The sequence below is a fragment of the Pseudactinotalea sp. Z1732 genome (assembly GCF_049724975.1).
Taxonomy (GTDB): Bacteria; Actinomycetota; Actinomycetes; order Actinomycetales; family Beutenbergiaceae; genus CALKWS01.
Map to the genome: position 1 here is coordinate 733,654 of NZ_JBMPQC010000001.1, position 23,400 is coordinate 757,053.

Annotated in this window: 20 protein-coding genes and 1 pseudogene; 11 read left to right on the forward strand and 10 right to left on the reverse strand. The window is 69.4% G+C overall.

All coding sequences use genetic code 11. The features are described 5' to 3' along the window. Window positions 1-56: 56 nt before the first annotated feature. On the reverse strand, window positions 57-281 hold the full coding sequence (locus tag ACPL7H_RS03440) for an XdhC family protein (RefSeq protein ID WP_424795796.1): 225 nt from the start codon (window positions 279-281) through the stop codon (window positions 57-59). A 159-nt stretch (window positions 282-440) separates the two neighbouring features. On the opposite strand from ACPL7H_RS03440, the pseudogene ACPL7H_RS03445 reads away from it, so the two are divergent. Together ACPL7H_RS03445 and ACPL7H_RS03450 are read left to right on the forward strand one after the other, a co-directional pair. After that, a pseudogene (locus tag ACPL7H_RS03445) lies at window positions 441-833 on the forward strand (SDR family oxidoreductase); the annotation flags it as partial. Window positions 834-906: 73 nt separating this feature from the next. After that, window positions 907-1,221: a CoA transferase gene (locus tag ACPL7H_RS03450; RefSeq protein ID WP_424795701.1), complete on the forward strand. Its 315-nt coding sequence runs from the start codon at window positions 907-909 to the stop codon at window positions 1,219-1,221. A gap of 95 nt (window positions 1,222-1,316) precedes the next feature. Here ACPL7H_RS03450 and ACPL7H_RS03455 read toward each other — a convergent pair whose 3' ends face one another. Further along, on the reverse strand, window positions 1,317-1,703 hold the full coding sequence (locus ACPL7H_RS03455) for a MerR family transcriptional regulator (RefSeq protein ID WP_424795702.1): 387 nt from the start codon (window positions 1,701-1,703) through the stop codon (window positions 1,317-1,319). A 319-nt stretch (window positions 1,704-2,022) separates the two neighbouring features. On the opposite strand from ACPL7H_RS03455, the gene ACPL7H_RS03460 reads away from it, so the two are divergent. Both ACPL7H_RS03460 and ACPL7H_RS03465 read left to right on the forward strand, forming a co-directional pair. Then, the gene (locus ACPL7H_RS03460) at window positions 2,023-3,522 is read left to right on the forward strand and encodes a SulP family inorganic anion transporter (RefSeq protein WP_424795797.1); all 1,500 of its coding nucleotides are present in this window, start codon (window positions 2,023-2,025) and stop codon (window positions 3,520-3,522) included. 13 nt (window positions 3,523-3,535) lie between these two features. Continuing rightward, a complete protein-coding gene (locus ACPL7H_RS03465; protein WP_424795703.1) occupies window positions 3,536-3,811 on the forward strand; it encodes a ring-opening amidohydrolase in 276 nt (91 codons plus the stop codon). A 161-nt stretch (window positions 3,812-3,972) separates the two neighbouring features. On the opposite strand, the gene ACPL7H_RS03470 is transcribed toward ACPL7H_RS03465, so the two are convergent. From ACPL7H_RS03470 to ACPL7H_RS03480, 3 genes are all read right to left on the reverse strand, one after another. Beyond that, a protein-coding gene (locus tag ACPL7H_RS03470; protein ID WP_424795704.1) for an IS3 family transposase occupies window positions 3,973-5,168 on the reverse strand; the annotation gives its coding sequence in 2 pieces (ribosomal slippage) (window positions 3,973-4,898 and window positions 4,898-5,168; 1,197 coding nt in all). 257 nt (window positions 5,169-5,425) lie between these two features. Then, the gene (locus ACPL7H_RS03475; RefSeq protein ID WP_424795705.1) at window positions 5,426-6,040 is read right to left on the reverse strand and encodes a nucleotidyltransferase family protein; all 615 of its coding nucleotides are present in this window, start codon (window positions 6,038-6,040) and stop codon (window positions 5,426-5,428) included. Between the two features lie 57 nt (window positions 6,041-6,097). Continuing rightward, on the reverse strand, window positions 6,098-7,981 hold the full coding sequence (locus ACPL7H_RS03480) for an ABC transporter ATP-binding protein (protein ID WP_424795706.1): 1,884 nt from the start codon (window positions 7,979-7,981) through the stop codon (window positions 6,098-6,100). 144 nt (window positions 7,982-8,125) lie between these two features. Between ACPL7H_RS03480 and soxR the strand changes: the two genes are divergently transcribed. Continuing rightward, complete coding sequence (gene soxR / locus ACPL7H_RS03485) at window positions 8,126-8,584, forward strand: redox-sensitive transcriptional activator SoxR (protein WP_424795707.1); 459 nt, start codon at window positions 8,126-8,128, stop codon at window positions 8,582-8,584. 75 nt (window positions 8,585-8,659) lie between these two features. Here the strand turns inward: soxR and ACPL7H_RS03490 are convergent, their stop codons facing one another. The 3 genes from ACPL7H_RS03490 to ACPL7H_RS03500 form a co-directional block, all read right to left on the reverse strand. Continuing rightward, window positions 8,660-8,872, reverse strand: a complete 213-nt coding sequence (locus tag ACPL7H_RS03490) for a dodecin (RefSeq protein ID WP_424787097.1) — start codon at window positions 8,870-8,872, stop codon at window positions 8,660-8,662. A gap of 84 nt (window positions 8,873-8,956) precedes the next feature. Then, window positions 8,957-9,367, reverse strand: coding sequence for an HIT family protein (locus ACPL7H_RS03495; RefSeq protein ID WP_424795708.1), 411 nt, complete (start codon window positions 9,365-9,367; stop codon window positions 8,957-8,959). 186 nt (window positions 9,368-9,553) lie between these two features. Next, window positions 9,554-11,098 carry a molybdopterin-dependent oxidoreductase gene (locus ACPL7H_RS03500; RefSeq protein ID WP_424795709.1) on the reverse strand — a complete coding sequence of 515 codons (1,545 nt, stop codon included), beginning with the start codon at window positions 11,096-11,098 and terminating at the stop codon, window positions 9,554-9,556. Window positions 11,099-11,973: 875 nt separating this feature from the next. On the opposite strand from ACPL7H_RS03500, the gene ACPL7H_RS03505 reads away from it, so the two are divergent. Next, window positions 11,974-14,529, forward strand: coding sequence for a hypothetical protein (locus ACPL7H_RS03505; RefSeq protein ID WP_424795710.1), 2,556 nt, complete (start codon window positions 11,974-11,976; stop codon window positions 14,527-14,529). Window positions 14,530-14,645: 116 nt separating this feature from the next. Then, on the forward strand, window positions 14,646-15,026 hold the full coding sequence (locus ACPL7H_RS03510; protein WP_424795711.1) for an STAS/SEC14 domain-containing protein: 381 nt from the start codon (window positions 14,646-14,648) through the stop codon (window positions 15,024-15,026). A 308-nt stretch (window positions 15,027-15,334) separates the two neighbouring features. On the opposite strand, the gene ACPL7H_RS03515 is transcribed toward ACPL7H_RS03510, so the two are convergent. Beyond that, window positions 15,335-15,787: a nucleotidyltransferase domain-containing protein gene (locus tag ACPL7H_RS03515; protein ID WP_424795712.1), complete on the reverse strand. Its 453-nt coding sequence runs from the start codon at window positions 15,785-15,787 to the stop codon at window positions 15,335-15,337. 150 nt (window positions 15,788-15,937) lie between these two features. Between ACPL7H_RS03515 and ACPL7H_RS03520 the strand changes: the two genes are divergently transcribed. The 4 genes from ACPL7H_RS03520 (at window position 15,938) to ACPL7H_RS03535 (ending at window position 22,997) form a co-directional block, all read left to right on the forward strand. Then, window positions 15,938-17,389, forward strand: coding sequence for a DUF3375 domain-containing protein (locus ACPL7H_RS03520; RefSeq protein ID WP_424795713.1), 1,452 nt, complete (start codon window positions 15,938-15,940; stop codon window positions 17,387-17,389). A gap of 91 nt (window positions 17,390-17,480) precedes the next feature. Continuing rightward, entirely contained in the window at window positions 17,481-18,197 is a 717-nt protein-coding gene (locus tag ACPL7H_RS03525; RefSeq protein WP_424795714.1) for a DUF4194 domain-containing protein, read from the forward strand. Further along, window positions 18,197-21,649, forward strand: coding sequence for an ATP-binding protein (locus tag ACPL7H_RS03530; RefSeq protein ID WP_424795715.1), 3,453 nt, complete (start codon window positions 18,197-18,199; stop codon window positions 21,647-21,649). The genes ACPL7H_RS03525 and ACPL7H_RS03530 overlap by 1 nt, the downstream gene beginning before the upstream one ends. A gap of 55 nt (window positions 21,650-21,704) precedes the next feature. After that, a complete protein-coding gene (locus tag ACPL7H_RS03535; RefSeq protein ID WP_424795716.1) occupies window positions 21,705-22,997 on the forward strand; it encodes a Wadjet anti-phage system protein JetD domain-containing protein in 1,293 nt (430 codons plus the stop codon). Here the strand turns inward: ACPL7H_RS03535 and ACPL7H_RS03540 are convergent. After that, entirely contained in the window at window positions 22,921-23,394 is a 474-nt protein-coding gene (locus tag ACPL7H_RS03540; RefSeq protein WP_424795717.1) for a VOC family protein, read from the reverse strand. The genes ACPL7H_RS03535 and ACPL7H_RS03540 overlap by 77 nt on opposite strands. Between the last annotated feature and the right edge of the window lie 6 nt (window positions 23,395-23,400).

Consider the following 23,400-nt stretch of genomic DNA (forward strand, 5'->3'; position numbering starts at 1 on the left):
CGCGCCCGTGCGTGCGCGCGCCCGTGCGTGCGCGCGGGCGGTGCGTGCGTTGTGGTCTAGTCGCTGTGGTGGATGCGGCCATCGGTTCGGGACAACGACTCGCCGCTGCCCTTCCACCGGTTGGCGATGATCTCCGCCGCGATGGACACCGCGGTCTCCTCCGGGGTGCGCCCGCCCAGGTCCAGGCCGATGGGGCTGTGGATCCTGGCTAGCTGGTCCTCGGTGGCCCCCGCTTCGCGGAGCCGGTCCATCCGGTCCTTGTGAGTGGTCCGTGAACCCATCGCGCCGATGTAGCACCGCTGCGGCAGATCGAGCGCTTGCGCCGGCAGTTGCGGGCCGCCCGCGGCACCGACGAGCCGTTCTTCGACCGCGGCCCGGGTTATGCCAGCCTGTCCGGTGGTGCCCACAGTTCGTCCTACGACTACCTGTGAGGTGTGCCGATGCGCGTGGTCGTCACCGGTGCCGGCGGTAAGACGGGCCGGGCCGTCATCGCGGGGCTGCGCCGGGCCGGGCACGAGCCGATCGCCCTGGTGCGGCGCGCGTCGGCGGCCCAGGAGTTCCGCGGCCAGGGTGTGGCGGCCCGCACCGCCCACTTCACCGATGCGGCGGCGTTGACCGAGGCGTTCGGTGGTGCCGACGCGGTCTATCACGTGCCCCCGAACATGCACCCGGAGGAGGACGCGATCGGGGCCCGGGTGGCCGATGCCGCGGTGGTGGCCGGGGTACGCCGCCTCATTCTGCACTCGGTGCTGGCCCCGTACGTGCCCGCGATGCCGCACCACCTGCGCAAAGCCCGCACCGAACTGGCGCTGCGCACTCGCCCGTTGCACTGGACCATCGTGCAACCGGCCACCTACGCCCAGAACCTGCTCGGCTACCTGGAACCTGCCCGCACCGAGGGCTCATTTGATCGACCTGGTCAACGCCGCGTTCGCCGACCTGGTGTTGGCGGAACTGATGGAGCGGCTCAACGCCGCCGGTGTGCCCGCCGGGGAGGTGCGCACCCTGGACCGGGTCTACGACTGGGACCAGACCCGCTCCCAGGGCCTGCTCATCGACGTGGAGCACCCCGACCTCGGCACCGTGCAACTGCCCGGCCCGCCGCTGCGCTGGTTCGACGCCGAGGGGGAGCGCTGCCGGGAGGAGCGCCTCGCGCCGCCGGCGCTGGGCGGTGATGAGGCGGCGATCCGGGCCTGGTTGGAACAGACGCCGGCGCGCTGACGCGCACTGAACCGCAAGCGCACCTTGGCCGGGGCAGGCCCTGACGAAACCTGCTCGCCCACCGGGCGCAGGGAGGCGCCCGCGTGTGGGGTCGGCTAGGGCTGCGCGGAGCGTTCGTCCAGTTGGGTGATGAACGACTCGGCGGCGGCGAGTTGGGCCGCGAGTCCGTCACGCCGTGTGGTGGCCGCCTCCCGGAGGGCGATGAGCTGGCTCGTGAGCTCCGCGCGGCGGGAGGCGGTGGGCTCGGCGTCGAGTTCGGCGATCACGTCGAGGACCTCGCGCATCTCCTCGAGGCTGTACTCCAGCGGCTTCATCTTCTTGATCAGTTCGAACTGGGAGACGTCGCTGTCGGTGTAGAGCCGGAAGCCTCCTTCGGTCCTGCTGGAGGGAGTGACCAGACCGACTTCGCCGTAGTAACGGATGGTGCGCTGGGACAGGCCGGTGCGTTCGGCCACTTCCCCGATCTGCATGTGCGCAGCCATAGCCCTCCTTCTCCGGTCGCCTGACTCTACCGGCTGGCACTCCCGCTCTACCGGGTCGAGCGATGGCGCCGATGGCCGGCACCCCGCGGGGCGAGGAACCTCACACAAACTCTACCCTCTCGTTAGGGTAGAGTTTCGGTCGGACTGCGCAGGTGCCGTCGATGATGCCCAGCACCTGGGCGCCTCGACGCTCAACGGCGCGCCGTGACCGTGACCATCGGCGAGTACCGCCGCTGAAACCCCCGGAGTCTCTTTGTCCACGCCTGCTGCTGCCCAGCCCGACCGCCGGAGCGCCCCGCGTCCGCCCCGGCGTACCCCGATGCAGCGCCGCAAGGCGCGCACCGAGGACGTCACCTCGGTGATCGGTACGCTGCGCAGCCCGCGCAGGTTGCGCACCGAGGTGCTGGCCGGGCTGGTGGTGGCCCTGGCACTGATTCCGGAGGCGATCAGTTTCTCCATCATCGCCGGGGTGGACCCGCGGGTGGGGCTGTTCGCCTCCTTCACGATGGCGGTGTCCATCGCGTTCCTGGGTGGGCGCCCGGCGATGATCTCGGCGGCCACCGGCGCGATCGCGCTGGTGATCGCCCCGGTGATGCGCGAGCACGGGATGGACTACTTCATCGCCACGGTGATCCTGGCCGGGATCATCCAGGTGCTCTTCGCCGTGCTCGGGGTGGCCCGGTTGATGCGGTTCATCCCGCGCAGCGTGATGGTCGGGTTCGTCAACGCCCTGGCGATCCTGATCTTCATGGCGCAACTGCCGTACCTGACCGGGGTGAGCTGGCTGGTCTACGTGATGGTGGCCGTGGGCATCGCGATCATGGTGTTCCTCCCGAAACTCACCGCGGTGGTGCCGGCGCCGCTGGTGGCGATCGTGGTGCTTACCACCGTCACCGTCGCCTTCGCGTTCGCGGTCCCGAACGTGGGCGATCAGGGCGAGTTGCCGGACTCGCTGCCCTCGTTGTTCCTGCCCGATGTGCCCCTGAACCTGGAGACCTTGCAGATCATCGGCCCGTTCGCGGTCGCGATGGCGCTGGTGGGGGTGATGGAGTCGCTGATGACGGCCAAGCTGGTCGACGACGTGACCGACACCCACTCCAACAAGACCCGGGAGACCTGGGGGCAGGGCGCGGCGAACATCATCACCGGCTTCTTCGGCGGCATGGGCGGGTGCGCGATGATCGGCCAGACCATGATCAACGTGAAGGCCTCCCGGGCCCGCACGCGCATCTCCACCTTCCTGGCCGGGATCTTCCTGCTCATCCTGGTGGTGGGCTTCGGCGACGTCATCGGGCAGATCCCGATGGCTGCCCTGGTGGCGGTGATGATCATGGTCTCGGTCGCGACGTTCGACTGGCACTCCATCCGGCTCAACACGCTGCGCCGGATGCCCAAGAGCGAAACCGCCGTGATGCTCACGACCGTGGTGATCACGGTGGCCACGCACAACCTGGCCTATGGGGTGCTGGCCGGGGTCGTGGTGGCCGCGGTGATGTTCGTCAACCGGGTGGCCCACTTCACCGAGGTCATCGAAGTGGACCGCCCCGATGAGGACACCCGCGTCTACGCCGTCATCGGCGAGTTGCTCTGGGCCTCCTCCAACGACCTGATCTACCAGTTCGACTACACCGGGGACCCCAAGAACGTCGTCATCGACCTGTCCCAGTCCCACATCTGGGACGCCTCCACCGTGGCCACCCTCGATGTCATCACCACCAAGTACGCCGACAAGGGCAAGACGGTCACCATCACCGGGCTCAACGAAGCCAGTTCCGAACGCCACGCCCGGTTGGCGGGGCACCTGAACAACGGCCACTAACGATGACATCGACGTGCGCCTGGTGAACGTGTTCCCCAAGTGCGAGACCTCCGGCGACGGGCAGGTCCGCGGGCGCCGCAACGCCATGATGGATGACTCCGACGTGGACTGGCACCGCCAGATCAAGGCCGCCGTGGGTGGGGTGACCGCCTCGGTGACCGGTGATCCAGCGGTGTTCGTGTCCGTCTCGGCTGCCTACCAAGGGCCCGACGGCGGCGGCCCGGTGGCCGCGATCGTGGACATGGGCGAGGAGCCGACCGGGTACCGCCCGCCGAAGCCGACCGCCTGAGCCGGCGGCTCGCCCGCCGCACCGCCACGCGCCGCACCACCCCGTCGCGCCGCGCCACCCCGTCGCGCCAGCCGCGCCGCTACATCACCCCGCCGCAACCGCCCAATGATGGTTGCGGCGGGTTGAGGCTGACCCCGATTCCCGGTCAGGTGGTTGGTTGGTCAGGCTGCCAGCGCGAGTTGGCGGCGTTCGTACTCTAGCGGGCTGATGTAGCCGATGGCGGAGTGGCGGCGGCGCGCGTTGTACCAGCCGTCGATCCAGGTGTAGGTGCCGCGGCGGGCGGCATCGATCGTGGCGAACGTGTGCCGGTAGTAGTACTCGTTCTTGAACGTGGACCAGAACGATTCCGCGGCGGCGTTGTCCCAGCACACTCCGGTGCGTCCCATCGACCTGAGCAGCCCCAGCTCGACAGCAGCGTTCGCGAGTTGCGCGCTGGTGTATTGGGTACCCCGATCGGCGTGGAAGATCACCTGGCGGGGCAGATCGCCGCGCAGTGCGACGGCCTGGCGTAGTGCGTCCTCGACGAGGTCGGCGTGCAAGCTGTCACCGACGGTGCGTCCGAGCACCCGGCGGGTGTTCCCGTCGCGGACGGCACACAGGTATGCCCATCCTTCACCGGTGTGCAGATACGTGATGTCGGAGAACCACGCGCGGTCCCGGTCACCCTGGTCGAATTGCCGTTCGACGAGATCGGGGACGGGGAACGGATCTGGTCCCTGCGCCGTGGTTGCGGGGTGCCAGGTCCGCGGGCTGATCCCGCTGATCCCGTCGACCCGCATGAGTTTCGCGACCGTCTTGCGCGACACGGCCACTCCGGCGTCCTGCAGATCAGCATGGATTCGTGGTGCCCCATAGGTGCCGTCGGAAGCGGCGTGGAACGCACGGATCTGCGCGGTCAGATCCGCCGCTCGCTGCTGTCGAGGAGTCGGTCCGGCAACTATCCGAGTCCGCCACTGGTAGAACCGGCGACGATCCACCCCCAGCAGCCGACACATCCGTGTGACAGTCATCGTGCTGTCCGGGTCGGCCTTCTCCGCTTCGATCACCGCGAACCGCTCCTCGGGTTCTGCTTCGACGCGAAGAAGGCCGCCGCTTTTCCCAGGAACTCGTTGTCCATCCGCAAATCCTGGTTCTCGCGACGCAGCCGCTCCAACTCAGCACGCTCGTCCACATCCAGTGACGCCTCGGGTCTGCCACCGCGAGCGCGCTCCTGCTGCACCCACCGGCCCAGCAGCTGCTCGCCGACACCGATCTCCCGCGCGACCGCGGCGATCGTCCGATCCGTATCGATCACCAGACGCGCGGCCTCACGCCGATACTCCGGCGTATACGACTTCCTCTTCTTGCTCGTGCTCATCACGGACATCCTCCCCGACAGGCCCGCGAACACGCGGAACCCGCCTGGTCAGTGACCGGAAACCGGGGTCAACCCCAGGTCAGGTGGTGCGGCGGATTCGCTGGAACTATCCAATTGGATGGTTGCAGCGAGTGGGGATGCGATGGGGTCGCCGGAACTATCCAATTGGACGGTTGCGGCGTGTGGTGGCGGGTGGCGGACGGCGTGTGGCGGCGCGAGGGGGTGGTGCGGGGTGGTGGCGCGGGGCGCCGCGCGGGTTACAGGTCCGCGGGGGTGTCGATGTCGCGGCCGGTGGCCAGGTCCGAGCAGTCCACGGCGAGCACGTCGCGGCCCCGGAGGTAGTCCCGGGCGCCACGGTCTCCCTGGGCGCTCGCGATCACCCCAGGCCAGTGCTCGCGGCCGATGAGCACCGGATGTGCCGGGCCGTGGCCGTAGTCCGCGCGGGCCAGCACGTCGGGCGCGGCGCGGTCGACCACCCGCGCGACGACGTCGGGCCCCACGTCGGGCAGGTCCACCAGGTGGATCCGCGCCGCGTCTGGGGTGGTCAGCGCCGGATCATCGCCATACCCATCCCGGTCGGGGCGCCCGACCCCCTCGGCCAGCGACGCCAGGCCGGTGCGCAAGGAGGCGCCCATGCCGGTCGCCCAGTCGCCGGCCTCGAGTGCCTGCACGTCCAGGCCGTTCAGCAACGCCCGCGCCTCTTCTGCAGCGGCACCGAGGACGACGACGACGGGCGAGCAGCCGCCGTCGTGCAGTGCCCGGCCGGCGGCGGTGAGCCAAGGCGTGCCATCGACCGCGCGCATCAGCGCCTTCGGCCGGCCCATCCGCCGCCCGGCCCCGGCCGCCAGCAGGATGCCCGCCACGTTCGCCATCGAGCCAGCGTATCGATGCCGGCTCACGGCTCATGGGTACGGCCGGTGCCTGCCCGCTCAGAGTGCCGCCGGTACTTCCTCGCCCCGGGAGAACTGCGTGCGGTACAACTCGGCGTACCGGCCCTCGGCGGCGAGCAGCGCGGCGTTGCCCCCGGACTCCACGATCCGCCCGTCCTCGACCACCAGGATCGTGTCCGCCGCCTGGATGGTGGACAGGCGGTGCGCGATCACGATGGCGGTGCGCCCGGCCAGGGCCTCGGTGAGCGCGGCCTGCACGGCCGCCTCGGAGGTGGAGTCCAGGTGGGCCGTGGCCTCGTCCAGGATCACCACCCGCGGCTGGGCGAGCAGCATCCGCGCGATCGTCAGCCGCTGGCGCTCCCCGCCGGAGAGGCGGTACCCGCGCTCACCGACCACGGTGTCCAGGCCGTCGGGCAGCGAGGCGACCAGCTCACCCAGCCGCGCCCGGTGCAGCACGGCCCAGACGTCGTCGTCGGACGTCTCCGGCCGGGCCAGCGCGACGTTGGCCCGCACGGTGTCGTGGAACAGGTGCCCGTCCTGGGTGACCATCCCGATGGCATCGCGCAGGGAGTCGGTGGTGGCATCGCGCACGTCCAGCCCGCCGATGCGCACGGCGCCGGAGTCGACGTCGAACAGCCGCGGGATGAGGGAGGCGATGGTGGACTTTCCCGCGCCGGTGGAGCCCACCAGCGCCACGGTCTGCCCGGGCTCGGCCCGCAGGTTCACCTGGTGCAGCACCGTGGCGCCGGCCCGCGGGTCCAGGGTGGCGACCTCCTCCAGGGAGGCGAGGGAGACCTGCTCGGCCGAGGGGTAGGCGAAGGAGACATCGTCGAACTCGACCGACAACGGCCCATCCGGCAGCGCCACGGCGTCGGGCTTCTGCCTGATGAGGGGGCGCAGGTCGAGCACCTCGAAGACCCGCTCGAAACTGACCATCGCGTTCATCACCTCCACCCGGGTGTTGGCCAGGGCCGTCAGCGGCGCGTACAGCCGGGTCAGCAACAGCGCCAGGGCCACCACTGCGCCGGCCTCCAACTCCCCGTCCAGGGCGAAGAACCCGCCCAGCCCGTAGACCAGCGCCAGCGCCAGGGCCGAGACCAGGGTCAGGGCGATGAAGAAGACCTCCTGGACCATCGCCGAGCGCACGCCGATGTCACGGACCCGGGCGGCCCGGGAGGCGAACTCGACCGACTCGCGGTCCGGGCGCCCGAACAGTTTGATCAGGGTGGCGCCGGCGGCGGAGAAACGCTCGGTCATCTGGGTGCTCATGGTCGAGTTGTGGTTGGCGGCCTCGCGGCGCAGCCGGGCCAGCCGCGCACCCATCCGCCGGGCCGGGAGCACGAACACCGGCAACAGCAGCAACGTCATCACGGTGATCTGCCAGGACAGTGAGACCATCGCGATCAGCGCCAGCACGAGGGTGACGACGTTGCTGACCACCCCGGAGAGGGTGTCGGAGAACGCGCGTTGGGCGCCGATCACGTCGTTGTTCAGCCGGCTCACCAGCGCGCCGGTGCGGGTGCGGCTGAAGAACGCCACCGGCATCGTCTGCACGTGGTCGTAGACCGTGGTGCGCAGGTCCAGGATCAGGCCTTCGCCGATGTTGGCCGACAGCCAGCGCTGTACCAGGCCGAACCCGGCCTCGGCGAGCGCGATGAGCCCGATCAGTGCGGCGAGGATGACGACGACGCGCACCTCGGCGTTGTGGGTGATCGCGTCGATGACGCGCCCCGCCAGCAGGGGTGTGGCCACGGCCATGGCGGCGGTCAGGACGCTGACCAGGGTGAACCAGACGATCCGGCGCCGGTGCGGGACGGCGAATGCGGCGATCCGGGCCAGGGTGGCGCGGGAGAATGGCCGTCGGTCGTTCTGGGCGTGCATGGCGGTGTACATCGAGTGCCACGCGGTGGACTCCATGCTCATGGGGTGCTCCCCTGGGGTCGGGATAGTGCGGAGGGATCGTGCGGGCGCAGGTGGGGTTGCGCCGCTGGGCGGTCCCCAGCGGCGCAGAAGCCACTACTGTGTACCCTCAACCATGGTTGAGGTCAACGGGATTCTGGAGCGATCATGACCACAGCGCCCGCGTGGAACCACAACGAACTCAGCATCGGGGAGTTGGCCGCCCGCAGTGGCGCGGCGGCCTCAGCGCTGCACTTCTACGAACGCAAGGGCCTGATCACCAGCACTCGGACCGCGGGCAACCAGCGCCGGTACCGGCGCGACACCCTGCGCCGGGTGGCGCTGATCCGCATCGCCCACCGGGTGGGCGTTCCGTTGGCGCAGGTGCGGGAGGCCCTCGACGAACTGCCCGCCGGGCGGACACCCACGCGAGCGGACTGGCAGCGGCTCTCGGGGCGCTGGCGAACGGAGTTGGACGAGCGCATCCACCACCTGCAGCAGTTGCGCGATGACTTCACCGACTGCGTCGGGTGCGGGTGCCTGTCCATCGACCGGTGCGGGCTAGCGAACCCCGAGGACGTCTACGGCCGTCGCGGGCCGGGGCCGAGGCGGTTGCTAGAAGAGTGAGGGGCGGGAGGCCGGGCGCCCGCACCTGTGCCCAGGCTCCTCCGGGCACCGTGTGCCTGCGGGATCGTGGTGGGTTTACTCGTCGTCGAGACGGAAGCCGACCTTCAGGCCGACCTGGAAGTGCCCGATCTGGCCGTCCTCGACGTGGCCGCGGATCTGGGTGACCTCGAACCAGTCGAGGTTGCGCAACGTCTTGCTCGCCCGGGCCAGGCCGTTACGAATCGCGGGGTCGACACCTTCGGGGGAGGAGCCGACGATCTCGGTTACTCGGTACGTGTGATCGCTCATGGTTCATTGTGGCCGTGCTCGGTCCGCACCGCATGTGGGCCCGGCGCCGACGTCGGCCTCAACCGCAGGCTTCAACCGCAGCCTTCAACCGAGCGCCGACCGGATCCGCTTGGCGTACTCGGTGGCCTCGTCGTCGTCGTAGCGCTGGCGGGGCCAGAAGAACCCGCGCAGGCCGTCCTTACGGCGGCGCGGGATCACGTGGGAGTGCAGGTGGGCCACACTCTGGCTGACGACGTTGTTCATCGCCACGAACGTCCCATGTGCCCCTAGCGCCTCGGGCAGCGCGGCGGACACGCGCTGCACCGCGGCGAAGAACGGTCCCACCTGCGCCGGGGGCAGGTCCGGCAACGTCACGTGGTGCTCGCGCGGGATCACCAGCACGTGGCCCTTGAACAGCGGGTGGATGTCCAGGAAGGCCAACGCGTCCTCGGTGTCCAGCACCAGGTTCGCCGGCTCGGTGTGGTCGGCGATGCGGCAGAAGGCGCAGGTGTTCATGAGGCCCGGGAGAGGGGATGTGGTGTGGTGCGGGGTCGATCCATGGGGGTGATGATGGCAGCGGCTCGTTGCGCGCGCCCGTTGGCTGCGGGCGGCCGAGCGGGAGGAAGACCAGGACGACGGCACGCACCTGCTCTTGCGTGGCCACGTGCGCCCGGCGGTAATCCAGCCGCTGCTTTGGCGCAGTTATATGACCTCGACCTGCACCGAGTGCCACCCGCTGGCGCCGTCGGGCACCGGTGGCATGGCGCGTTCGGTCTGGGTGGCCCCGCTGCCGTCGGTGGCGCGTACGACGATCACGTGCTCACCGGGTGTGGCCTCCCAGTCCAGGTGCCACATCCGCCAGGCATCCACGCTGGGCTCGGCGGCCAGGGTGGCCTGCTGCCAAGGCTCGTTGTCGATCCGGACCTCGACTGCGCTGATGCCGCGGTGCTGGGCCCAGGCCACCCCGGCGATCACCGTCGCCCCGGCCTGCACGCGCTCGCCGGCCGGGACGTCGATGCGCGATGCGGTCTTGATCGGCCCGCGCTCGGACCAACCTCGCGGGCTCCAGTACCCCTCGTCGTCGGCGAACCGGGTGACCTTCAGATCTGTCACCCACTTGGTTGCCGACACGTACCCGTACAGCCCGGGCACCACCAGCCGCACCGGGAATCCGTGCTGGGCCGGCAGCGGCCGCCCGTTCATCGCCACCGCCAGCAGGGCGTTGCGCTCGTCGGTGAGGACGTTCAGCGGAGTGCCGGCGCTCCACCCGTCGGCGCTGGTGGACAGCACCACGTCCGCATCCGGGTCCGGCTCGGCCCGGGCGAGGAGCTCGCGCACCGGCCACCCGGTCCATACCGCGTTACCGACCAGGTCCCCACCGACCGGGTTAGACACGCACGTCAGTGTCACGGCCGCCTCCACCATCTCCTGGGCCAGTAAGTGATCGAAGTCGATCTCCACCTCCCGTTCCACCAGGCCGTGCACCCGCAGCCGCCACGTGCCCGGGTCCACCTGCGGCACCGCTAGCGCGGTATCGATCCGGTAGAAGGCGTCGTTCGGGGTTCGCCAGGGCGAGAGTCCCTCCACACCCGGATCGACCTGTGCCGGAATCACCACCGGCTCGGCCACGGCCGGCACGGTGAACATCTCCCGTGCGGCGCGCACCACCTGACCGGCGCCCTGCAGCGCCCGGCCGGCCACGATACCCAGCGTCCCCAGTACCGTCAGCGAGGCGCCCCAGACCAGCACCGAACGCCGGTCGGTGCTCGTGGCCGGCTGCTCCACCCCGGCCTGCCGTTGCGGGCGCGGCCGGCTGAGCCCGTTCATCACGAACAGGCCGACGACGACGGCGACCGCGGTGGGTACGACGTCGCCCACCTGCGCCCCAGGACGGGTGAGCACCGCCGTCGTCCCCACCGCACCCACCACCACGAAGGTGAGCATCGCCGTCGTCATCCGGCTGGCCGCAAGACGCCCGATGCCGGCGCAGACCACGGCCAGCATCACGCCCATCCCGACCAGCAGCACGGTCTTGTCCGCGGCGCCGAAGGTGGCGATGGCGATGTCGCGCAGCCACGCCGGCGAGTAATCGACGGTCGTGTCGGCCACTGCCAGCAGCGGTGACGGGGTGGCCCCGGCGCCGCCGGTGCGGGTGAGCAGGGCAGCGCCGATCTCCGCCATGCCGAGGGTCACCGCCCCCGCGGCCACCCCGGCCAGCGCGGCTTCTGCTGCGGAGCCCCGGCTCATCACCCCATGATCGCACTAGGTGGTAACTCATCCGCATGTGCTGATCCATCGCGATCAGTCCGGAAGGTGAACTTGACCTAGACCTGTCGCGCCGCCTTGTCAATCCGCAGCTACCGGGGCACACCGGATGTGGCCGGAACCGTTGGTGCGGACTGGGCCGAGCGGCCCCGCGTCAACGCCGCCCCGGCGGGACCCCGATCGTCGAGGAACTCGAAACCACCTGCCTGCATGCGCCCGACCCGAACCTCCAGCCCGGCACCAACCCAAGGGAGACGGCGGGGCGCGGCGTCCGTAGAAACGGCATCGAAAGCAGGCGACGCGCCGAGGCAATGCCACCTCAGATCCGCATCGCTAGCGTATTGAGGCCGATTCTTAGGAGTGGCCCTGAACGCTCGTTTCGATCGCCGCCAAAAGGTGTACGACCTCGTTGGGAATTTCGGTACGCCTGTGCGCTCGCGCGAGAGCGGTCGTTGACACGGTCCTGTATCCACTGGCCTGAAGGAGAATATTGAACTGAGAGATGATCCTCTTGGGCCCCGGAACTTCGCAACGCGATGATTGATGCTGTCAGGGGTGCGCACGGCATGAGTCGTGAGGACGCGTTGCGAGAAACTGCCCGCATCTTCGGTGTGGCTCGCCTCGGTTCCAATGTCAGAGGCAGACTCGAAGGCGTTCTTCGCGGCGCGATCTCGGAGAGGCTCCTTGTCGAGCAGGGCGGAACGGTTCAAGAAGCAACGAGTGAATAGTTGGGGCGGTCCAGTTCCGCATCCATCCGCCTCGGCGCTGAGCCCGCCCATACTCACCCCCCGGTTCCGCCTCCGAGCAGCACCGCCCGCCGGTAGCGTTCAGGTTCGACGAACTGGCCGAAGGGGATCATGAGGTTCGCGCGACTTCGATACGCGGCGTTGCTGGCAGGACTGCTGGCGCTGGTGGCGGCCGGGTGCACCTCCCCGGCACCGGACGACTCCCCGGCACCGGACGCTTCCCCGGATGAGGGGGTCACCGCGGCTCCCGTCGAGGACGAGGACGGGTTGCTGCCTTCCCCAAACGCGCCGGACGACGAACCGCCAACCACCACCACGACCACCCTGGTTCAGGCCGCCGTGGCGGCCGGGCAACTGGATGAGCCCACCGGCCTGATGTACCGGGTGTGGGGTCAGTTCAACGACCCGCGCCTGCCGCGGGAGTACCGCGGGGAGTCCGCCTCCCACGATTCCGCGGCGCTGAACCAAGCGGTCCGGGAGTTGGACACCCTGCCTGCCGAGGTAGCCGAGGCCGTGGGACCGTATCTGCTGCGCCCCACCGACCCGCAGAGCGCGTTCAGCCACAGCCCGGACGGGGCAGGCGACAGCCAGAACGACGGCGACAACCAGGACGGCGAGGACTCAGACGCTGAGGCCGGCGCCGAGGGCGCCGAGGCGCGGGGGTGGCAGCAGGCTGCGCTGACGTGGACCCAGGTGAACGCCCCCGAGAACAACGACCCAGCCGGCCGGCAGTGCCCGGGCGACTGGGAGACCCGGGCCAGCGACCAGGTCCCGATCCGGGTGTGGATCTGCGCCGACCGCGGTGCGGGCACGGTGGGAGCCGAGGAGGCGTTGGAGGCCGTCATCGGGATCGTCGATGGCACCGTGCCGGAAATGACCAAACCCGTTCCGGAGGGCATGGGCCCCCCGAAGCCGGACAGGCCCGCTGATGATCCGCATCCGGACTCCGATGACAAGGTCGACATCTACCTGCTCGATGCGGGCTGGCTCGGCCCGGAACGCCGAGGCGAGGTGAGCAGGATCGATAGTGGCGCCGGGGGCTTGGCCATCCCGACCCGTCCGGCTGGGCGTACCGCCTCCAGCGGCTACGTCCTGATCGACGCTGGCGTCCTGGAGGACCACGGAACCGGTCCGGATTCGGAGTTGGCCCGTGTGGTGGTGCACGAGGTCTTCCACGTGCTCCAGTTCGCCCACCACGACCACCTCGATGAACGCTGGTTGATCGAGGGCACCGCAACCTGGGCGGAGCGGTACTACCTGCCCGGAGACTTCGGGGATGAGCACCTGCGGCACCTGCACAGGATGCAGAGGGAGGACGACTCGCTGGTTGCCGAGACCCATCCGGACAAGCCCTACGCCACCGCCCTCTGGGCGATGTTCATGGAACAGACGGCCGGGGCCCAGTCCATCTTCAACACCTGGCAGGACTTGTCGGGAACCGGCGGCGCGCACGAGGACGTGCTGGCTGCGATCAACGCGTACGTGCCGGTCGAGACCAGGTTCCCCGATTTCGTGATGCGGATGGTCAACGCCAACCCGGCGGGCAACCCCATCGGTACCCGGTTCGTGCACCTGGACCCCAACTTCCCAGATGACGTGCTGCCCCCGATGCCCGACCACGACCTCGGCGACGACGCCCTGACCATCGACCACACCGGCGTCCCCGGACTGGGGTATGAGTACCACATCGTCTACCCCGAGGGCTCGCGCGAGGAAACGGCCGGGGTGCGCGTGACCGTCGAACTTCAGGACGAGGGCACGCCCAAGATGGAAGCGATCGTGCGCGACGAGCGTGGCAGATACAGCCGGCGCACGGTCAGCCTCACACCGGACGGCAGCGAGTTCTGCGTCGCCGGGATCCTCATGCTCATCGTGTCCAACTCGCACACCGACCCCGGTGCGGCCCTGTCGGGTGAGGCCACCGTGGAGCGGATCCACGATCTGCACTGCGACCCGCCCGCGGGGGAACTGCTCCTGGAGATGGAGGGTCAGTACGACGACCCACCCACCGCGACACCGGTCACCATCCACGCGGAGGTGCACTGGAACGGTGCCCTCCAGGTTCACCTCGAACAGACCGAGGACGGCGGCGCGCCCGCCCCCCTACCCCCCATACCCGGGTTCGACGAGGACGATCTGCGGCCGCCCAGCCTTGACGACGGCGTCACGCGGTACTCGGGCGCGGGGTCGTTGTGGTCGGTGCACGGGTCGTTCCGAAGCGAACGCTGCTCTCCCTACCTAGGGTGCGAAGACCATGTGGTCGAGCAGCGGTTCGAGGGCCAGGCCACCCTGGGTGGGATGTGGGGGGAGACCGAGGACGGCGGCTACCTCACCGCAGAGGTCGACGACAGCGGTATGCAGTTGCACGGGAGGCTACCGGTGACCGTCACCACCGTCATCCACCACCCCAGACGGGAGACAACCACCCACACGGAGGTCGAGCACTGGCCGCTGACCTGCCACACCGGCCGGCCGTTCCACCACGTGACCGCGGGCCATGACATCTACTTCCCCCCGGACCGCGGCACCACGCTCACCGGCCACCTGAACGATGAGGACCACGCCGTGATCGACGTCGAATGCTCCCAGACGTGGCAGCCCACGACCGCCGGCTCCTCCGGCACCACGACCTTCACCGTCAACGGCATCCTCATCGTCGACGACTGACCCCGCTGCTCGGCGGTTGGCGCTGCGCCCCCACTGGCAGCACCCGCGGTGTTCGGCGACAGTGGCATGACCACCACTGGGCGGGTGACGATCACCCCAGACGACGGGAGGCCGTCATGATGCAGATGCACACCACGCCCGAGGGCCTGATCGAGGTGACAGCCTCGGGCACAGTCACCGAGGAGGACTACGAGCACCTCTCCCCGCAGATCCACGCGGCGCTGGACCAGCATCCGCGCCTACGGATGCTCGCCGATCTGAGCCGGATGGAGGGCCTGAGCCCCAGCGGGGTGAAGGAGGACGTGAAACTCGCCCTCTCCCGCCTGGGAGATCTGTCCAGGTTCGAGCGGGTGGCGGTGCTCACCGACGGCGGGGTGGTCCGGGCGCTGTCCAAGGCCGGAGGCGCGCTCATCCCGGGCGTGACCGTGGAACTGTTCGAGCCCGGTCAGCGCCAGCAGGCGCTGGCATGGCTGCAGGAGGCCGCCGGCAGCTGGTGATGTTCGGGGGAGATACGGGGCGACTACTCGCCTGCTCGCATGATGGCGACCGCAAGGTCGACTAGCGTTCCGGCGCGGCGCACGAGCGGCTTGGCCTCTTCGGCGGTCACGAGCGATGTTCCATACTCCACGTCAATCTTTGCCGACACCAATTCGCGCAGCGCGCTCTCCGCTGAGGCTGCGCGGGGTTGCGTCGCCAGCGGCAGGAGTGTGGCGACCTGCGGCCAAGTTGGCTTCTGCGGAGCCGAGATGTTCCTGCGCTTTACGCAGACAATCCTTCGCGTGATTGCGCTGCCCAGCGGTGACCATCAGACGCTCCCTCGCACGCCGCTCGGCATTGTTCCGACAAGAGGGATGCCATCCCTGAGGATGTCAATCACCACGGGTTCGCCAGATGCGCTGAGATCGGCGAACTCGCTCGGGGTGAAGACCAGGACCTCGCAGTCGATTCCGAGGCGGGCGCGGACGGCATCCTCGAGCGCCACGCGCTGATCCCATCCTGGTGGTGCGATGACCGCAAGATCGACGTCGCTACGAGACGTAGCCTCATCGCGAGCGACCGAACCGAAGAGGAGCATTGACACCTCGGCGTCACCAACCAGGCTCTCGACGGTTTCCCGAAGCATGCCGATCGGACTGAGGATTGCGCGCAACGGCCCAACGGCGGCGTGGTCCTGATTGATCGTGTGGATGCCGGCTCGCCCCACTTGCTCGGTAGCGACCAACCCGAGTTCGGTCAGCGTCCTCAGCGCCTCCTGCACTGCCCCGAGGCTATGGTTGTCCCTGACGAGGCGATGAATCTCACGCCCGGTCAGGGGCGTCCCGGTGCGCAGTAGGGCCGCTAGGACAGCGCCCCGCGCACCGGGGATAATCCCGCCGAAGGCCTGACCGAAATCGGTACAGTCGCTTCTGTGAGCACGCTCAGCACGGCGCTGGCAGCCCAGCGCCTCAGCGCCGACGATCCAGGGTGGACGCTGCTGCGTGCCCAGCACGCCGCAGTGGCCATCGCGATCCTCGGCGAGCACCTCGGGGGGGAGGACAAGCGGCTGCCCGCCCCGGTCTTGTTCAGCAAGGTCGATGAGGATCTGGCGGTGCTGCGCGATCACGGCTTCGACCTTCCCCAGACCGCCCAGCAGTACTGCGCCTCCTGGCGGGAGTCCGGCTACCTCATCCGCCGAGCGGCCGAGACATCGCGCGAGGAGGTCTTCGAACTGTCGGAAGGGGCCCTGACAGCGATCCGTTTCGTCACCCAGCTGACTGATCGGCGTCAGACCGTTACCGAATCCCGGCTCACCACCATCTTGCAGCGGGTGCGGGAACTCGCCGTGGAAACCGACCCGGACGCCGCCTCCCGGTTGCGGGCCTTGCGCGAGGAACGCGACCGCCTCGAGACCCAGATTGAACGCGTCGGCGCCGGGGACTTCGAGGTGCTCGAGACCGACCGGGCCCTGGAACGGGCCCGCGACATCCTCGCCCTCACCGAGGAACTGCCGGCGGACTTCGCCCGAGTACGTACCGAGATGGAACAACTCAACCGTTCACTGCGCGAGCGACTCATCGAACAGGAGTCCTCCCGCGGTGCGGTACTGGAGGACATCTTCCGCGGCGTGGATCATCTGGCCGCTTCCGAGGCCGGCCGCACCTTCACCGGCTTCTACTCCCTCATCCTCGACCCCGAACGCAGCGCCGAACTGGAAGTTCACCTGACCGACCTGCTTGAGCGCCCCTTCGCCGAGGAGATCCCGCCCCGGCAAGCCCGGCGCCTGCGCAGGATGCTGCCGAGCCTGCAGGATGCCAGCGGGGAGATCCACCAGGTGATGACTGCGTTCTCCCGCAGTCTGCGCCGGTTCGTACAAAGCCAGGAGTTGGTCGAGGACCGGCGTATCCACCGGCTGCTGCGCCGGACTCTGCGCACCGCGATGGATCTGAGCGACCACGTCCGTCCCTTCCACCGCGTCGGTGTGGACCTGGACCTGACCTCGGTCCCGATGGGTTCGGTGGGGGAGTTGCGTCTGCACAACCCGGCCGATTCGGAGGTCACCGAGGACATCACCACCGTCGAGGCCGAGCCGGTGGACGTGGCCGCGCTGCGCGAACTGGCTCGGGCCTCGGAGATCGACATGAAGGAACTCACCGGGAATGTCGCGGCGGTGCTGGCCGAAGCCGGCCCGTCCACCATCGGCGAGGTTCTCACCGCCCGGCCTGCTACGCAAGGGGTGGCCTCGGTCGTCGGACTCCTCGTCCTCGCCGAGCAGCACGGCACCGACCTGGGCGGGGTCGAATTGGTGAGGTGGACCTCGTCCACCGGTGTGGAACGCACCGGAACCGTGCCGGTGTACCTGTTCACTACGGCGGTGGCGTGAAGCCGACCGAGCGCACACGACGGCAGGCTTGCACCGGAGGGCGGTGGGCCGCGGCCGCCTGTCACACCCGAGGCTTACCCTGGCAGGCGTGATGGACACCGACTCCGCCGCGGCCCCCAGCCCTCTGTGGGACGGGGACACCGGCACCCTGCGCGAGGTCTCCAGGCGCACCCTGGTGCAACTGCTCCGCGGGCCCTACCTCTCGGCGCGCCGCCACCCGCAACTGTGGACAGCGCTGCTGGGCGATGAGTACCCGATCCGCTCCCGGTTGGCCGACGCGTTCCTCGACCTGATCATCGACACCGAGGCCGAGATCGCGTTCGTGCGCAACGCTGAACCGGAGGAGGTCGATGCCCCCCGTGTGGTCCGCTCGGCCCCGATGACCTTTCTGGACACGGCCATGCTGCTGCACCTGCGTCAACAACTCCTGCAAGCCGGCAGCGGCGAGCGCGTCATCGTCGGTTCCGATGAGATCGCCGACCAACTCCAGGTGTACCGCGGCCGCGACGACGCCGACCCGGCGATGTTCGCCAAACGGATCAATTCCTCGCGTCGCAAACTGGTCGATTACGGGATCCTCGCCCGCACCAGCACCGAGGGCCGCTTCGAGATCTCACCGGTGCTGCGCCTGGTCTTCGGGGCTGAGGAGGTCGCCGCGGTCCAGGCCGAGTTCGACCGGCTTGCCACAAGGGATGACGACGCATCCCCGGCCGCGGGCACGGGTCCGCAGCGAACCCGGCCCCGGCAGGAGGGGGACGACGACGCACCAACGGAACCGGAAGACTCGCCACAGGAGGAACTCACCTGATGTCCGCGACCCTCACCCACACCGGTCAGTGGCGACTGGAACGGCTCGAGGTGGTCAACTGGGGCACATTCCATGGCCACCACCGCATCGGTATCCCGCGGAAGGGGTATCTGCTGACCGGGCATTCCGGTTCGGGCAAATCCTCCTTGGTGGACGCGATCGCCGCAGTGCTGGTCCCGCGCGGCAAGTTGCGTTTCAATGCCGCCGCGGCAGACGGGGCCACCCGCCGCGCCGATCGCACCACCCTCAGTTACATCCGGGGCGCCTGGCGCCGCCACGCCGATGAGGAGAGCGGTGAGGTAGTCAGTGACTACCTGCGGCGCGGGGCCACCTGGAGCGGGATCCTGCTGCGTTACAGCGACGGAACCGGCAACAGCGTCACGTTGGTGAAGTTGTACCACCTCCGCCGGGGTGCGAACACCCCGGCGGAGGCCACCGAGTTGCACGTGCTGAGCCAGGAACCGGTGGATCTGCCGGACTTCGAGCCGTACGTGCGGGGCGGTCTGGAAGTGCGGCGGATCAAGAGCACCTGGCCACAGGCGCTGGTCACCAACCGGCACTCGGTGTTCTCCGCCCGCTTCTGCCGGCAGCTGGGCATCGCTGGGGAGAACGCCCTGGTGCTGTTGCACAAGACCCAGGGCGCCAAGAGTCTGGACAATCTCGACGACCTGTTCCGCACGTTCATGCTCGATGAACCGCCCACCCGGGCGCTGGCCAATACGGCGGTGGAGCAGTTCGCCGATCTGTCCCAGGCGCACGCCCACGTAGTGGAGGCCCGTACCCAGGTCGAGGTGCTCACCCCGCTGACCGAGTACGTGGCCGACCACGACCAGCGTGTCGCAGCCGCTCAGCAGGCCGAGGGGTTGCGCACCGCTCTGGCGCCGTTCCGGGACACCTGGAAGCACGCCCTGGCCGAGGAGGCCCGCACCCAGGCCCGGTCCCGGATGCGTAGCGCCGAACACGACCTGCAGGCTGCCACCGCCGCCACCGCCGAGGCCCGGTCCGACCTGGACCTGGCGCGTCAGGTGGTGGCCGAGCGCGGGGGTAGCGCCCTGGAGATGCAACGACTCAAGGTTGAAGGCGACGAACTGCGCCTGGCTGCGGCCCGCACCGCCCGCGACCAACTCGCCGGTGACCTGGCCCAGGTCGGCGTGGCCATGCCCACCAGTTTCGATGAGTTCACCGAACTGCAGTCCACCGCGCGGCGGGAGGCCGACCGCGCAAAAGAGGCCGAGGCGGTCAGGCGGGAGCAGGCCGAGAAACTCCACGACGAGGCCGCGACCCTGCGCGGGCGGAAGCGTGCCATCGACACCGAACTGAAAGCGCTGCGCGGGGTGCGGTCCAACCTGGACGCCCGGCTGCTGGCCGCCCGGGACCTGCTGTGCCGGGCGACGGGCCTGTCGCCGTCGTTCCTGCCCTTCGCCGGTGAGTTGCTGCAGGTGCGCGGTGAGCACGCCGAGTGGACCGGAGCGATCGAGCGGGTGCTGCGGCCGTTGGCCACGGTGCTGCTGGTACCGGCGACTCACCGCGAGCGCGTCACGGCCGCGGTCGACGCCCACCACCTGGGTACACGGCTGTCGTTGGAGAGTGTGCCGGCGCAAACCGAGAGCCCGCGGCCGGTGCGTACCGAGTTGTCACTGGTCCACCGGGTGGAGGTGGCCGAGGGCCCGATGGCGCCCTGGCTGCATGCCACCCTGAGCAGAAGTTACGATTACGCCTGCGTCGACTCCGCCGGTGAACTGCATGAGCATGACCGGGCGGTCACTCGCGCCGGGCAGGTCAAGCGCGGCCGCACCAGGTATGAGAAGGATGACCGGTCCCGAATCGATGACCGCTCCCGGTGGGTGCTGGGTTTCGACAACGCCGCCAAGGTCGAACTGTTCCTGGAGGGATTGCGCCAGGTCCACACCGAACTCGATCAGATCAACGGTCGCCTCGGGCGGCTGGCGAAGGAGCAGCAGGTCGTCCAGGCCCGCGCTTGGGTGCTGGAGCGTCTGGAACGCCGCGAGTGGTCGGCCATGGATGTGCCCGGCGCCGAGGACGCGCTGGCGCGCAGCAGTGCCAGGCTGGAGGAACTGCGTGCCGGCAACACCGACCTCCACGCCGCAGAATTGGAGGCTGAGCGCGCCAAGGAGTCCGTGCGGCAGGCCGAGCAGGCCGAGCAGGTCCAGCGCGACGCCCTCGCCCACGTGAAGGCCGAATTGGAGGCGGTGCAGAAGGTCCTTGCCGAGATCGAGCCAACCCCTGGCGCGGTCCCGGTGGCACATCAGGAGGAACTCGAACATCGCTTCCACGCGGCCCGCACCCGCCGCACGGTCACGTACGACACCATCGACCGGGTTGCCACCACCGTCAGCGCCGAACTCGTGGAGGAGCGTGATGCGGCTGTGGGCGCCGCACGTCGGGCGGAGGGTGCCATCACGGCAATCGCCCGGGACTTTCGCGGGCGCTGGCCGGCACTGGCTGCCGACTTGACCGGCGATGTGGCAGACCGCGGCGGCTACCTGCAGATACTGCACCGGTTACAGGCCGATCGGCTGCCGGAGTTCGAGGATCGGTTCTTCGACCTGCTGGAGCAGCAGTCCCAGCGCAACGTGGTGCAACTGGCCAACCAGATCCGCCGGGCACCGCAGGAGATCCGGGACCGGATCGCTCCGGTGAACGCCTCGCTGCGCCGTTCGCCGTTCGACGTGGACCGGTTCCTGGACATCAAGGTCACCGACAACCGCTCGGCCGCGGCCAAGGAGTTCCTCGCCGACCTCAAGACCATCACCACCGGTTCCTGGGGCGCGCGCGACCGCGCCGACGCCGAGGCCGCTTTCGAGGTGATGTCACGCATCATGGGTCGCCTGGCCTCCTCCGAGCATGCCGACCGCACCTGGCAGGACCTGTGCCTGGACACCCGCAAGCACGTGCGCTTCATCGCCCGGGAGATCGACGAAGAGGCTCGGGTGCTGGCCGTGCACGACTCCGGTTCGGGCTTATCGGGTGGGCAGAAGCAGAAACTGGTGGTGTTCTGCCTGGCGGCCGCGCTGCGCTACCAACTCGCCGACGAAGGGCAGGACCTGCCACGGTTCGGCACCGTCGTCCTCGATGAGGCCTTCGACAAGGCCGACACCGCCTTCACCTCCATGGCGATGGACATCTTCCGTGAGTTCGGTTTCCACATGATCCTGGCCACCCCGCTGAAGTTGCTCCAGACCCTGGAGGAGTACGTCGGCGGAATCGGCCTGGCCACGTGCACGGACCGCAAGCAGTCCACCGTGGGTGTGGTGGGCTTCGACGACGTGGCCGCGCTGGCAGGTGCGCCGTACGACCGCGGCGAAGGACCCGAGGAGAACAGCGCACCCGCCGGGGAGCACGACCGGTCAGCCGGTAACGGCCGGCCGGCGCGACCTGAGCAGGACGACGAGTACGACTACGGCACGTTACCGCTGGAGATGCCCACATGACAGCGGAGGCATCATCGGGGATTCCGTCGCCGCCGGTGCCGCGGAAGCGGCGCACGTGATCACCCTTTCGAACGCGCGGGAGCGGGCCCGGGTGCGCTACGACCGCCAGCACATCACCTGGGCGCTTGCCGCCGCCACGGCAGGGGCGGCGCAGCACGAGGTGGCACAGCAGGGCTCAGCACGGCCGGACTCCGTGCGGCAGGCGTCGGCAGAGCCAGAACCGCTACTCAGCCTGCCGCTGCATCCGCCCACTGAACTGGTTGCGTTGGGCGATCCGGCTGCGGCCGCCGCCTGGGTGGCGTCCTGGCGGGCGGCCGACCTGCCCGGAGTGGTGTGGCAAAGACGACGCTGGGCGAGCCTGGGCACACAGGAGGTGCCGGTGCGCCTGCACCTGACCGATGCTGCGCAGGTGGCCGCGATCGCCGGGCGCAGCGGGCACTGGCGCACCATCTCCGCCCGGGTGTCCGACCTGCTGGGGGAGTGGGCAGGGCGCACCGGCGACGGGGGCGAGACGCTGCGCCGGGCTGTCCGTGGCCACGCTACCGCCCTGACCGCGCTGCCCGAGGAAGATTACGTACGCCTTCGGGCGGTGCTGACCTGGCTGGTGGACCACCCGGACTCCCGGATGTACATCCGCCAGTTGCCGATTCGCGGGGTGGACACCAAGTGGACCAAGAACCACCGAGGTCTGGTCAGCGGGCTGCACCGGGCCGTCACCGCCCGCGCGGACCTGGGGCTGGCAGGTATGCCCGACCTGGTCCGGGCACGCTTTCTCGATCCGGCACTCGCGCCTGCTCCCGGGCTGCTTGACCTGAGCGCACCAGCGAGTCAACTCGATGGCCTCCAGGTGGAGCCCTCGGGCGTGCTGGTGGTGGAGAACCTGGAGACCCTGGTGGCGTTGCCGCACTTCCCGGGCGTCGTCGTCGTGCTCGGCAGCGGGCACGCGGTGGACCGGCTGCCGGCTATCGGTTGGCTGCGCCGGGCCCGGCTGTGGTACTGGGGCGATCTGGACAGCCATGGCTTCGCGATCCTGGATCGGTTCCGTGCCCACTGCCCGCAGGTGATTTCAGTGCTGATGGACACCGGCACCCTGCAGCGCCACCGGGACCTGTGGGTTCCCGATCCCAAACCCACCCGTGCCGAACTGACCAGGTTGACCGAGGCCGAGGCATCGACGCTGGCGATGTTGCGTGCCGAGGGCGATGTTCGCCTGGAGCAGGAACGCCTCGACCTGACCGGCGCCGTGACCCATCTGCGTGGCGCACTGGACCTCATTCCATCGACGCCGCCCAGGCGTCCAGCCCCTCCTGGATCTGGGCATCGGTGCGCTTCTGCACCCGGGTCATGATCGTCCAACGCACCCCGAACGGGTCCTGGATGGAGGCGAACCGGTCCCCGGTCACCTCGAAGTCGGCCGCTTCCTCCCGCACCCGCGCCCCGCGCTCGCGGGCCGCCTGCAGCACCGCATCGACGTCGGGAACGTAGATCGCCAGGCTGAAACTGACGTCGTCATCCGCGGGGTTGTTGGCCACGGTGTGGAACGACTCGTTCGGGTCCATCACGGTCATCCGGCCGTGGCCCATGGTCAGTTCACAGTGCCAGACCGACCCGTCCGGGCCGTCCATCCGGGTCGCGACCTCGGCGCCGAACACGGCCGCGTAGAAGTCGATCGCGGCGCTCGCCGGGGCGACCACGATCAGTGGGCTGAGGGTGGTGAAGCCGTCGGGCAGATAGTGCGTGCTCATGGGCTC